The 13,162-nt window shown below is 43.1% G+C and carries 11 protein-coding genes; 7 read left to right on the top strand and 4 right to left on the bottom strand.

All coding sequences use genetic code 11. From position 1 onward, the window contains the following. Positions 1-125: 125 nt before the first annotated feature. From jag to rpmH, 4 genes are all read right to left on the bottom strand, one after another. Positions 126-932 (bottom strand): RNA-binding cell elongation regulator Jag/EloR, encoded by an 807-nt coding sequence (gene jag / locus ABE021_RS07380; protein WP_430287806.1) that lies wholly within the window; start codon positions 930-932, stop codon positions 126-128. After that, on the bottom strand, positions 929-1,711 hold the full coding sequence (gene yidC, locus ABE021_RS07375; RefSeq protein ID WP_430287805.1) for a membrane protein insertase YidC: 783 nt from the start codon (positions 1,709-1,711) through the stop codon (positions 929-931). Before yidC ends, jag begins: the two co-directional genes overlap by 4 nt. 74 nt (positions 1,712-1,785) lie before the next feature. Further along, on the bottom strand, positions 1,786-2,130 hold the full coding sequence (rnpA, locus tag ABE021_RS07370; RefSeq protein WP_430287804.1) for a ribonuclease P protein component: 345 nt from the start codon (positions 2,128-2,130) through the stop codon (positions 1,786-1,788). A 78-nt stretch (positions 2,131-2,208) separates the two neighbouring features. Next, the gene (rpmH, locus tag ABE021_RS07365; RefSeq protein ID WP_025784280.1) at positions 2,209-2,343 is read right to left on the bottom strand and encodes a 50S ribosomal protein L34; all 135 of its coding nucleotides are present in this window, start codon (positions 2,341-2,343) and stop codon (positions 2,209-2,211) included. A 519-nt stretch (positions 2,344-2,862) separates the two neighbouring features. On the opposite strand from rpmH, the gene dnaA reads away from it, so the two are divergent. The 7 genes from dnaA to ABE021_RS07330 all read left to right on the top strand — a co-directional run bounded on the left by dnaA (position 2,863) and on the right by ABE021_RS07330 (position 12,832). Beyond that, positions 2,863-4,212 carry a chromosomal replication initiator protein DnaA gene (gene dnaA, locus ABE021_RS07360; RefSeq protein ID WP_430287803.1) on the top strand — a complete coding sequence of 450 codons (1,350 nt, stop codon included), beginning with the start codon at positions 2,863-2,865 and terminating at the stop codon, positions 4,210-4,212. A gap of 173 nt (positions 4,213-4,385) precedes the next feature. After that, the gene (dnaN, locus tag ABE021_RS07355) at positions 4,386-5,522 is read left to right on the top strand and encodes a DNA polymerase III subunit beta (protein ID WP_430287802.1); all 1,137 of its coding nucleotides are present in this window, start codon (positions 4,386-4,388) and stop codon (positions 5,520-5,522) included. Positions 5,523-5,620: 98 nt separating this feature from the next. Beyond that, the gene (gene yaaA, locus ABE021_RS07350; RefSeq protein WP_430287801.1) at positions 5,621-5,860 is read left to right on the top strand and encodes a S4 domain-containing protein YaaA; all 240 of its coding nucleotides are present in this window, start codon (positions 5,621-5,623) and stop codon (positions 5,858-5,860) included. Then, entirely contained in the window at positions 5,850-6,974 is a 1,125-nt protein-coding gene (gene recF / locus ABE021_RS07345) for a DNA replication/repair protein RecF (RefSeq protein ID WP_430287800.1), read from the top strand. The genes yaaA and recF overlap by 11 nt, the downstream gene beginning before the upstream one ends. Positions 6,975-7,053: 79 nt before the next feature. Further along, complete coding sequence (gene gyrB, locus ABE021_RS07340) at positions 7,054-8,976, top strand: DNA topoisomerase (ATP-hydrolyzing) subunit B (RefSeq protein WP_430288177.1); 1,923 nt, start codon at positions 7,054-7,056, stop codon at positions 8,974-8,976. A gap of 79 nt (positions 8,977-9,055) precedes the next feature. Further along, the gene (gene gyrA / locus ABE021_RS07335; protein WP_430287798.1) at positions 9,056-11,608 is read left to right on the top strand and encodes a DNA gyrase subunit A; all 2,553 of its coding nucleotides are present in this window, start codon (positions 9,056-9,058) and stop codon (positions 11,606-11,608) included. A 111-nt stretch (positions 11,609-11,719) separates the two neighbouring features. Then, entirely contained in the window at positions 11,720-12,832 is a 1,113-nt protein-coding gene (locus tag ABE021_RS07330; RefSeq protein WP_430287796.1) for an HD-GYP domain-containing protein, read from the top strand. Positions 12,833-13,162: the final 330 nt, after the last annotated feature.

Below are 13,162 nucleotides of genomic sequence, written 5' to 3'. Positions count from 1 at the left end.
CGAATCGCAAGTATCTGATACGGGGATGTTATTCATGAAATGCAGGGTGAATTTAGAGGAATTAAGGAAATTGCAGTCTTTTTCCGTTGAAAAAGGCATGAAAAAAAGGGCTCTTCAGCCCTTTTTCACACTATTGGTTCAATCACTAAGTAACGACGCGGATCTTTTCCTTCAGAGTACGTTTCAATATCGAGTCGGTCTGCCAATGCATGGTGCAAAACCTTTCGCTCGTTTGACGGCATTGGTTCCAGCTGAACCTTTTGTCCGCTTCGAATGGCTTTGTCAGCCATTCGCTCGGCAAGTTGTTCAAGCGCCTCTTCACGACGAACTCGATAATCTCCCACATCGACCCGGACTACTTTGTAAGTTCCCGTGCCTTTGTTGGCTACTAATTGAGCTAATTGCTGTAATGCATTCAGTGTACTTCCTCTTTTACCTATTAAATAGGCTGCTTTTTCACTTTCCAATTGAAAGTGAAGAGTTTTCCCTTGTTTTTCACTGCTGATTTGTAGATCTTCTACACCCATGTCTTTCGCAATCTGACAGATATATGCACTCGTTTCTGCAATAATTTCATCATCTGTCAAGATCGGTTCGGACAGGTCTGCTGACTCTGCTTGTTCTGCAGTATCTTGCTTGACAGTTTGTTCTATTAAGGTTTCACTTTCAGAAACTTGAACGGATACCGGTTCTTTTGCAATTTTCTCAACAGCCTTTTCATTTGGATATGAGAAGGATGAAGTACTTTGAATCGGTTCTTCAGGAAGACGTTTAACTAAAACTTCAGCAGGCACTGCACCGAAACCTAGAAAACCTTTCTTTCCTTCAGTGATCACTTGGACATCGACTTGCTCCCGCAAAGTATTCAATTTCTCTAATGCAGAGGCAATTGCGTCTTCAACGGTTTTGCCGGTCTGTCTGATCTCACTCATTTCCGTTTCGTTCCCCCTTTACCTTTAGGCTGTTCCACCACGACCTCTTTTTTCTTAAAAGGTTTGTAGATGAAGAAGTTTTGTACAATCGAGAATATATTACCGACTACCCAATATAACGCGAGTGCTGCAGGTAAAAATGATCCGAATATCATGATGAAAAACGGCATGATATACATCATGATCTTCATCTGAGGGTTATCCATTGCTGGCCCAGTACGTAAGACAACGAATTGCATGATTCCGGCAAAAACAGCCAACGCAATACTTGGTGCAGCTAAGTCAAAGATGAGGAATTTACCTAATGGAATCTCAGGTGTGGCATTCATACGGCTGATCGCATGATAGAAGCCGATCAATATCGGCATTTGAACAAGTACAGGGAGACATCCCGCTACGGGATTGACTTTGTTTTCCGACATGACCGCTTGCATTTCTTCGCGATATTTCTGCTGTGTCACTGCATCCTTGGACTTGTACTTCTCTTTTAATGCTTGCAGTTTCGGCTGAATTGCTTGCATTTGTTTTGAACTTTGAGTTTGTTTCAGTGTGAGTGGCAATAAAATGAGACGAATGATAATTGTGACTGCGATAATCCCGAGCCCGTATGTCCCAAGCAATTCTTTAAACGTTTCAATTAAAGAAACAAGTGGCCATACAATATATTTACTCCAGAATCCTTCGCTCGAAGCCGTTATCGGCTGATTGAAATCTGAACAGCCCGCTAAAAAAACGGACATCGCTGTTAGCATGAACAGCAATCCTGCTTTTTTCTTCAATATAGTTCCCCCAAACCTTCATTCTTTTTCTAGTCATACATAGTGTCAGTGTATCACGAACGCCGATTTCAGTTCTACTTCTTCTTTAAGACACGCGCAATCTTCAACACGTGCTGTAAACTCTTTTTTGTTTCATGGAAATCTAGAGTGGCCGCCGGATGTCTGGCGATAATGACATAATCCTGGTCCTGTCGGAGATCTTCTTTCATTTCTAAAAATGCTTGCCGTATACACCGCTTGATCCGATTCCGCATGACCGCATTACCGATCTTTTTGCCGACTGAAAGTCCAATTCTAAACTCTTCCTGGTTTTCTGCTTTACATACGTATACGACAAATTGCCGGTTGGCAAAAGACTTTCCTTGTTTAAAAACTCGCTGAAACTCTTCGTTCTTTTTAATGCGTTGTCTCTTTTTCATTTGGCACCTGCTTCACTGGCGTGGTTGTAGCAATACTGTGATTATGGCATAAAAAAAACCACTGATTGTGTCAGTGGCTTACGCTGAAAGAACTTTTCTTCCTTTTCTGCGACGGGCTGCAAGGACTCTGCGTCCGTTTTTCGAGCTCATACGTGCACGGAAGCCGTGGACTTTTGCGCGTTTACGTGTATTTGGTTGGAATGTACGTTTCATATTAGAAGACACCTCCTGCTTTACTGACTCAATTACATGTTACATATAACAGTCTTGACAAGTATAGCTGTCCAATGAGTCAATGTCAAACGGTTTTTCAGCAGGGATGGAGTTCTTCTAAACTGATCCGTTCCCACATCTGTAATTTATCCGCATCCAGTTATCCACAGTTTTTAGACGGAACGAATTTCCACTCTGTGCATCTATGCCTTTTTGACTTTTTCAAAAATCATCATTTATCGACAGCTTTTTCACATATACCTGCTTGTGGATAACATTCCCGTCCACATTTGCGGGCGATGTGTATAACTCAAGCAATCCCTTGCGATGAAAGAGAATTGCTGATACAATGAGAAAGATTTTGCTGTGTATATAATTTCATACATTTAACCTTATCCACAATTGTTAATAAGTTGTGGATAATTTTTTCAACAACTTTGAACAATAGTTACCCACAAGCGTGGAAACTGTGTATAATACATACTTCCGGGTTTAGTTCGGCAAAAAGGAGGTTCACTTGTGGAGCATTTAGAAAACCTTTGGCAGGAAGTTCTGTCGAAAGTAGAAGAAAAAATCTCCCGGCCCAGTTTTGAAACGTGGCTGAAATCGACAAAACTTTTATCGTACGGAGCTGAAAATGTAACGATCGCTGTTCCAAATTCATTTTCAAAAGAATGGCTGGAGAGCCATTACGTACATCTAATAACCGGAATTCTATCTGAGTTGACTGGTGAAGACCGGTTGATTCAATTTGTAGTTCCTGAAGACATGGCTGAGAAAGACTTCGCTGTGCCAAAACCAGTTGTTAAAAAGGTGGAGAAATCAGCTGTAGCAACGACTGCAGCGATGCTGAATCCTAAATATACATTCGACACGTTTGTCATCGGATCAGGCAATCGCTTTGCACATGCTGCGTCACTGGCAGTTGCAGAAGCGCCTGCCAAGTCCTACAATCCATTATTCATCTATGGGGGCGTAGGCCTTGGGAAAACTCACCTCATGCATGCAATCGGACACTATGTATTGGAACAAAACCCTGCGCTTAAAGTCGTCTACCTGTCGAGTGAAAAATTCACAAATGAATTTATCAACTCGATTCGTGACAACAAAGCGGGGGAGTTCCGTGACCAATACAGAAGCGTAGATGTGCTGCTTATTGATGATATTCAATTTCTTGCCGGAAAAGAACAGACGCAAGAAGAATTCTTCCATACCTTTAATACACTGCATGAGGAATCCAAGCAAATCGTCATCTCCAGTGATCGGCCTCCGAAAGAGATTCCTACTTTGGAAGACCGGCTCAGATCACGCTTCGAGTGGGGCTTAATCACTGATATTGCGCCGCCTGACTTAGAAACACGAATTGCAATTCTTCGTAAAAAAGCGAAAGCGGACGGTCTTATTGATATCCCAAACGAAGTGATGCTATACATCGCCAATCAAATTTACACGAATATCCGTGAGCTTGAAGGCGCGCTAATCCGGGTCGTTGCTTATTCTTCACTCGTCAATATGGACATCACACCGGATCTTGCTGCAGAAGCGCTGAAGGATATTATTCCGAATGCACGACCGAGAATCGTGACGATCGTTGACATTCAAAAAACGGTAGGGGAACACTTTAGTGTGCGTTTGGAGGATTTCTCAGCTAAAAAGCGGACTCGTGCCATTGCATTTCCACGTCAAGTTGCGATGTATCTTTCTCGTGAACTGACGGATGCTTCTTTACCTAAGATCGGATCGGAGTTTGGGGGGCGGGATCACTCAACAGTCATCCATGCGCATGAGAAGATTTCAAAAATGATCAAAGAAGATAAATCGCTCCAGCAAGACATTCAAGATATTAAGGCTGCGCTGGGAAGAAGTTAAAGAGACTGTGGATATCTTAGAATAACTAATGCACGTCCACACACAAGTTATTCACATGTGGAAAACCTTGCTAGGTATTCTCTCAAAGGACTTTTCCACATATCCACAGCCCCTACTACTATTACTACTATTCTTTTAAGTACTTTAATTCATTATATAAGCGAGGGGTTCCTATGAAATTTGAAATCATGAGAGACAAATTGCTCGAAGGTTTGAGCGATGTCATGAAAGCCATTAGTCAAAAAGTGACGATCCCGATTCTTACGGGTATCAAAATCGAAGTGAATGAAAAAGGATTGCAGATGACCGGAAGTGATTCGGATATTACAATTTCTACATTCATCCCAGTAGAACAAGACGGTGAACAGATCATTCAAGTGATGGAAAGCGGAATGATTGTTCTTCAAGCAAAATTCTTCAGTGAAATCGTACGTAAGCTTCCGACGAATGAAGTTGTGATTGAAGTAACTGAAGGCATGCACACACATATCCGTTCCGGGAAATCGGAATTCCATCTTATTGGTTCTGACCCATATGAATATCCTGTACTTCCTGAAGTCTCCGATGAACACAGGATGACTTTGCCATCGGATCTCATCAAGTCTGTCATTCGTGAAACCGTATTTGCGGTCTCTCAACATGAAACCCGTCCTATACTTACAGGCGTGCATTGGGAGTTGAAAGATGGAGAGCTCATTTGTGTCGCTACAGACAGCCATCGTCTAGCCAGTCGGAAAACCCGTCCTGAGCAAGTGCCTGAACAACCATTCAGCATTGTTATTCCCGGCAAGAGTTTGCAAGAGCTGAACAAGATTCTCCCGGATACACTGGAACCAGTGGAAATCATCTTTGCGGATCAACAAGTTTTGTTCAAAACACGTAATGTTTTATTCTATTCAAGATTATTAGAGGGCAATTATCCAGATACTTCACGTCTGATTCCTTCTGAATACAAAACGTCGGTTACTGTGAACGGTAAACATCTTTTGCAGGCAATTGACCGCGCCTCGTTATTGGCTCGTGAAGACCGTAACAATATTGTCCGTTTTTCTGCAGAAGGCGGCAACACGCTCGAAGTATCTTCGAACTCTCCTGAAGTGGGGAAGGTCGAGGAATTGATCGAAGCACAAGAAGTGACAGGTGAAGAGTTGAAAATCTCGTTCAGCGCTAAATATATGATGGATGCTTTGAAAGCAATAGATGGACAAAATATTGAAGTCCATTTCACCGGGACAATGCGTCCGTTCATCCTAAAAGCGACAGACAACGATTCTATTCTTCAACTCATTTTGCCTGTTCGCACATACTGAACAGAAAAGGATGGCCGTAAAGCGGCTATCCTTTTTACTTATAGTCAAAAATCCGGTAAAATAGAAATCAAACTAACTTTGTGAGGGATTGAATGCAGATGGAAGAAATACATTTCAATACGGAATATATAACACTGGGACAACTCTTGAAAATGGCGAATGTCATCAGCTCAGGAGGAATGGCTAAATGGTTTCTCAGTGAGAACGTGATTTACGTGAATGGTGAAGAGGAGCAGCGTCGAGGTCGAAAACTATATGATGGAGATCTTATTATGGTGCCAGGTGCTGGTAAGTATAAGCTCATCGCTGACCCGTATGGAACTCGGGATGCACATTGACCGCCTCGCGTTAACCGACTACAGAAATTACGCCTCCCTCGATTTATCATTTTCTCCGCACATTAACGTATTCATTGGCGAAAACGCACAAGGAAAAACCAATGTCATGGAAGCAATTTATGTGTTAGCTATGGCAAAATCGCATCGTACGTCAAATGATCGTGAACTTATCCGCTGGGGTCAGGAGTATGGTAAAATAGAAGGTGATGTGGAACGAAAGTATGGACATCTTCCCATTGAGCTTGTCATTTCCAAAAAAGGGAAAAAGGCTCGTGTGAATCATATTGAGCAAAACCGGCTGAGTTTGTACATCGGGCAGGTAAACGTCGTTATGTTTGCCCCTGAGGATCTTAATCTCGTAAAAGGAAGCCCTCAAGTGAGACGGCGTTTCCTGGATATGGAGATTGGTCAAATTTCGCCGGTTTATCTGCATGACTTGCTGCATTATCAAAAACTCTTGAAACAGCGGAATGCGATTTTAAAAGATAACCGTGGAAAACGGCAGTTCGAAGATGTCATGTTTGACGTCTACACGGAACAATTTGTCGATAAAGCGGTGCAAATTATAAAAAAACGATATTACTTTTTGGAGCTATTGCAAAAATGGGCAGGACCGATTCATCACGGAATTTCCCGTGGTCTGGAGGACTTGGACGTTTCTTATAGCACACTCAAAGAATTGTCATCCGAACAATCCGATGAAGAGATGAAAAAGGTCTTGATGGACAAACTTGCGGAAGTCAAAACCCGCGAACTGGATCGAGGGATCACTCTAATCGGGCCCCATCGCGATGATTTAACATTTATGGTGAATGGTTATGATATACAAACCTACGGCTCCCAAGGTCAACAGCGTACGACGGCCTTGTCGTTGAAGCTCGCTGAAATTGAATTGGTCCGTCAAGAGGTTGGAGAAGCACCTATTTTGCTGCTCGATGATGTGTTAAGTGAGCTGGACGATTATCGACAGTCCCATCTGCTGAATACGATTCAAGGGCAAGTGCAAACGTTCGTTACAACTACAACCGTTGCAGGAATCGAACACGAAACGATTCGTCAAGCTGCCATCTATGAGGTTGAAGATGGGACAGTGACAAGACGGGAAGACGTGTAAGACCTTTTATGGATAGGTACCGGAAAAACAAGACCGGGATGCCGGCGTGTTCGAAAAAGGAGAGGTGAACAGTTTGGCCATGGAAGAAAAAGAGTTGCAAAACGTATATGATGCCAATCAGATCCAAGTGTTAGAAGGGTTGGAGGCAGTTCGTAAACGACCTGGTATGTACATCGGGACAACGAGCGGAAAAGGTCTTCACCATTTGGTCTGGGAAATTGTCGATAATAGTATCGATGAAGCATTGGCAGGTCATTGTGACCACATCGAAGTTACGATTGAAAAAGGGGACTGGATTCGAGTCGATGACAATGGTCGGGGTATCCCTGTAGGTATACAAGCTTCCACTGGACGTCCCGCAGTAGAAGTCATTATGACTGTGCTGCACGCTGGAGGTAAATTCGGCGGTGGCGGATATAAAGTTTCAGGTGGATTACACGGTGTAGGGGCTTCAGTCGTTAATGCCTTATCCTTGGAGACTGAAGTGTTTGTTAAACTGAATAGCAAGTTGTATTCGATCAAGTTCAGTCAAGGTAAAGTGGTTCAGGAATTGAAAGAAGTGGGCGTTTCCGATGAAACAGGTACGACGATCCGATTCAAAGCCGATCCTGAAATCTTTACAGAAACGACTACTTACGAGTACAGCATTTTAGCACATCGCCTCCAAGAGCTTGCTTACTTGAATCGGGGACTCAGAATTACGATTACAGATGAGCGAGGCGAAGAAGCGCGCCAAGATACGTATTACTATGAAGGCGGCATTAAGTCATACGTAGAACATTTAAACGAAAACAAAGAGCCGATTTTTCCAGAGCCGATTTTCATTGAGGGTGAAAAAGACGGAATTTCCGTTGAAATCGCTATGCAGCACAATAGTGGTTATGCAGATAATCTGCTCTCTTTTGCAAATAATATTAATACGTATGAAGGCGGAACGCATGAGTCTGGTTTCAAGACTGCTTTAACTCGTGTGATTAACGATTACGCTCGTAAAAATGGTCTATTGCGCGAAGCGGATCAAAACCTGACGGGTGATGATGTACGTGAAGGTTTGACAGCAATCGTCTCCGTTAAACACCCGGATCCACAGTTTGAAGGACAGACGAAAACAAAACTCGGAAATTCTGAAGTGAGTACAATTGTGAATTCACTGTTCTCAGAAGGATTCCAGCGTTTCATGCTCGAAAACCCACAAGTTGCTCGAAAGGTGATCGACAAAAGCTTGATGGCAGCCCGTGCCCGTCTTGCTGCGAAAAATGCACGTGAGTTTACGCGCAGGAAGTCTGCACTGGAAGTTTCAAGTTTGCCAGGTAAACTTGCCGACTGCTCATCGCGTAATCCAGCGATCAGTGAATTGTACATTGTAGAAGGTGACTCTGCGGGAGGGTCTGCAAAAGGAGGACGGGATCGTCACTTCCAAGCCATTCTACCGTTACGCGGTAAAATCCTGAACGTAGAAAAAGCTCGTCTAGATAGAATTTTAAGCAACGAAGAAATTCGGATGATGATCACAGCACTCGGTACAGGAATCGGAGAAGAGTTCAACTTGGAAAAGGCCAGGTATCACAAGATTGTGATCATGACCGATGCGGACGTCGACGGGGCACACATCCGGACGCTGCTGCTGACCTTCTTCTTCCGTTTCATGCGTCCGTTGATCGAGGCTGGTTATGTATATATTGCACAGCCCCCACTTTACCGGGTCAAACAAGGTAAGAACGAAGAGTATTGCTACGATGAACAAGCGCTCCAAGAGATTATGAACCGTTTATCATCGACACCGAAACCGACCATTACACGATATAAAGGTCTTGGTGAGATGGACGCGACCCAGCTATGGGAAACGACGATGAATCCGGACCAGCGTACATTGCTTCAAGTACATCTTGAGAATGCGATCGAAGCTGATGCCATTTTCAACCGGCTCATGGGAGACGAAGTAGCTCCAAGACGAAAATTCATTGAAGATAATGCGATTTACGTGAAGAATCTAGATGCTTGATTGCCAAGCAGTTTGACTGTTATGGAGAGCCGCTCTTGTTTCTCATAAATAAGGGTCAGGCTGAAAGGAGTATGACAACATGGCAGATCTGCCACAACGCGGTGTGCAAGAAATCAGTATTAGCAAAGAGATGGAGACGTCATTCCTTGACTACGCAATGAGTGTTATCGTCTCTCGGGCACTGCCCGATGTGCGTGACGGACTGAAACCGGTTCACCGCCGTATTTTATATGCAATGCAGGACCTCGGTAATACTGCAGATAAACCGCATAAAAAGTCGGCGCGTATTGTTGGAGACGTTATTGGTAAGTATCATCCGCATGGTGATACAGCTGTTTACGACACGATGGTGCGGATGGCACAAGATTTCAACTATCGCTATATGCTTGTCGATGGCCACGGGAATTTCGGTTCTGTGGATGGAGACGCAGCAGCGGCGATGCGTTATACAGAGTCCCGTATGTCAAGAATCGCGATGGAACTCTTACGTGATATCAACAAAGACACAATCGACTACAAAGATAATTATGATGGTCAGGAAAGGGAACCTATTGTTTTGCCGAGCCGTTTCCCGAACCTTCTCGTCAACGGTACATCTGGAATCGCGGTAGGTATGGCAACAAATATTCCTCCCCACCATTTAGGCGAAACCATTGATGGTGTTCTCGCTCTTGCGGAAAACCCTGCAGTTACGACGGAAGAGCTGATGGAAATCATCCCAGGCCCTGACTTCCCTACAGGTGGAATCATCTTAGGTCGCAGCGGGATCCGTAGAGCGTATGAAACGGGTCGCGGATCTTTGTTAGTACGTGGCAGAGTTGAAATCGAACAGGCGGCTAATGGAAAAGAAACCATTATTGTGCACGAGCTGCCTTACCAGGTGAACAAAGCTCGATTGATCGAAAAAATCGCTGAACTCGTACGAGAGAAGAAAATTGAGGGAATCACCCACCTTGCGGACGAATCCGACCGTACAGGTATGCGCATTGTCATTGAAGTACGCAGAGATGCGAATGCCCACGTGCTGTTGAATAACTTATATAAGCAAACATCGCTTCAATCAAGCTTCGGTATTAATATGCTTGCACTTGTTGACGGGCAACCAAAAGTCCTTGCATTGAAAGAAATCTTATATCACTATTTGGAGCATCAAAAAGTGGTGATTCGTCGCCGCACACAATATGAATTGAAAAAAGCGGAAGATCGTGCCCACATTCTAGAGGGTTTGAGAATCGCACTCGATCACATTGATGAAATTATTGCTCTCATCCGCGGTTCTAAAACTGCAGATGAGGCTAAAAGTGGTCTAATGGAACGTTACAGCCTATCTGACCGTCAAGCTCAAGCTATTTTGGATATGCGTCTGCAACGTCTGACAGGACTGGAACGAGACAAAATCGAAGAGGAATATCAGCAATTGGTGCTGCTTATCAATGAATTACGTGCTATTTTAGCTGATGAACTCAAAGTTATTGAGATTATTAAAGAAGAATTACTTGAAATCAAGCATCGCTTCTCGGATAAACGCCGTACAGAAATTACACTGGGCGGTACGGATATGCTGGAAGATGAAGACCTGATCCCTGAAGAGAACTCCGTTTTAACGCTTACGCATCATGGTTATGTGAAACGCTTGCCAGCAAACACATACCGCAGTCAGCGCCGCGGCGGACGTGGAATTCAAGGAATGGGTACAAATAATGATGATTTCGTAGAGCACTTGTTAAATACATCCACCCATGACACGATTCTGTTCTTTACGAGCAAAGGTCGGGTATTCCGGAAAAAAGGTTACGAAGTTCCGGAGTTTAGCAGAACAGCTAAAGGTTTGCCGTTAGTGAATCTGTTGGACGTTGAAAAGGATGAAAAGGTAACGACAATGATCCCTATCAATAAGTTTGAAGAAGACCAATACTTGTTCTTTACAACTCGCGAAGGTCTCGTTAAACGAACATCTGTCATGGCATTTGCTAACATCCGATCTAACGGTCTGATCGCCTTGCGTCTTCGTGAAGAGGATGAGCTCATTAACGTGAAGTTGACGGATGGCAGTGAGACGATTGCCATCGGCACTAAGGACGGTATGCTCATTCAGTTCACTGAAGAATCGATTCGTCCATTGAGTCGTACAGCAAGCGGAGTCATTGGAATTCGTCTACGTGAAGGTGACCATGTTGTCGGCATGGACATCGTCAAAGAAGATGACGAAATCCTTGTCGTAACAGAAAACGGATTCGGTAAACGGACTCCTGTTGCAGAGTATCGCTTGCAATCGCGTGGCGGGTTCGGTTTGAAGACACTTAATATCACGGACCGTAACGGCAAGATGGTTGCAATGAAGTCTGTAGACGGCACAGAAGATCTCATGTTGATCACACTTCACGGTATTTTGATCCGTATGGATATTCACGACATTTCGATCATTGGCCGAAGCACACAAGGTGTAAGGCTGATCCGATTAGGAGATGAAGAATTCGTCGCTACCGTTGCAAAGGTTGAAAAAGAGATTTTAGAAGAAATAGATGAAGACGAAGAAGATATGATGGAAGAAGGTCAATCCAACAACTCTGAAATTGAAGAGCATACAGCTGAGATTGAAGAGAAACCATCAGAAACTGAATCAGAAGAGTAATACATGTAGTACCGGTTTGGAGAAAATTCCAAACCGGTATTTTTTTGATGGAAAGAATAGAGTATGATGAGGAGAGAACAATCATCCGGAAAAGGAATGCGGTGACTAAAATTGGAAAACTACAAAAATTCAAATGAACTTCGACCAGGTGTAACCATAGTCGAAGACATTTACGCAAATACGGCATTTCCCATCATTCGAAAAGGAACAATACTTGAAATTGAGCATTTGGAAGTACTTGATCTGTTTAATATTAAGAAAGTGAAAGTAGAAGAACGTATCGTCAATCGAGTTCAGACTGAGCAACGTGAAATCGGTAAGACAGATATGATTTCAAGTGACATAGACAAGTTGCTCGAAAACAAAATCAGTCGATCATCGGACTTACATACGATGTATAAAAAAGCAGTCGACGATTATAAAAGAGAATTCACATCATGGAGATCAGGCGTGAAGGTGGATATTGCTAAAGTACGTTTACTTATTATGCCGTTGCTTGAAACCTATATGGAACATAAAAAGATGCTTATCATGTTGAATGAATACTCGAATCGGAAAGAGTATCTCTACCATCATGCCGTATCGGTCGGCCTCTTGACTGCAGCTCTCGCTACTGAACTTAATTATCCTAAAGGAACAACCCTTCAATTAGGTCTTGCAGGAACGCTTACGGACTGTGGGATGGCTAAGGTGAGTCCGGCGCTATTAGAAAAGGCTGCTTTTTTAACAAAGGATGAATTTACCGAAGTGAAAAAACACCCCATATTCAGCTACCAGATGATGCAGGATTCTCCTTTGTTGCGCCAAGAAATGAAATTGGCCGTGTTACAACATCATGAGAGGCTGGATGGAAGCGGATATCCTCGAGGAGATCAGGGCGAAAAGGTTTCACAGCTTTCTCAAATACTTGCCGTTGCTGATGTTTTTCATGCGATGACATGTGAACGAGTGTATCGTGCAAAAGAGTCTCCTTATAGAGTTGCAGAAATGATGAAAGAAGAGGACTTTGGAAAGTTTGATCCAAAGATACTGGATGCTCTATATGAAGTGATAGGAATGCCGAGTATCGATGATAAAGTCCTTCTAACGAATGGAGATGTAGGAAAAGTCGTTTCAGTAAACCACAATTATCCTTTGCGACCCAATGTGAAACTGCAAGGAAGAGACGAAGTAGTGGATTTAACGACGAATCGAACGATTGCGATCGAAAAGGTAGTAAACTAAATAAAACGGCAGAAGAAGCTTGTCAGCAAAGCCTATCATTTTAAGTTAACTGTTGAAATGATAGGCTTTAAATTGTTTAAGGAGATTTAATCTCAAAAAGAACTAGATAAGGGTTGCACTATTAAACTAGGCATGGTATTATAGAACACGTTGCTCTTACAGTAAGTGATTGAAGTGAGCAACATTAAACAAAAAAGAAATTAAATAAAGTTGTTGACATGATGATTACAGAATGTTATACTGTAAGAGTTGCTGAAAACAACAGAAACACTATGAACCTTGAAAACTGAACAGCAAAATGTCAACGAATTATCGTTTGGGAAACCGGCT

The organism is Sporosarcina gallistercoris (genome assembly GCF_050459885.1).
GTDB classification, from domain to species: domain Bacteria; phylum Bacillota; class Bacilli; order Bacillales_A; family Planococcaceae; genus Sporosarcina; species Sporosarcina gallistercoris_A.
Note: the sequence above shows the minus strand (reverse complement) of the source record. Positions and strands in the feature narration are given on the sequence as shown.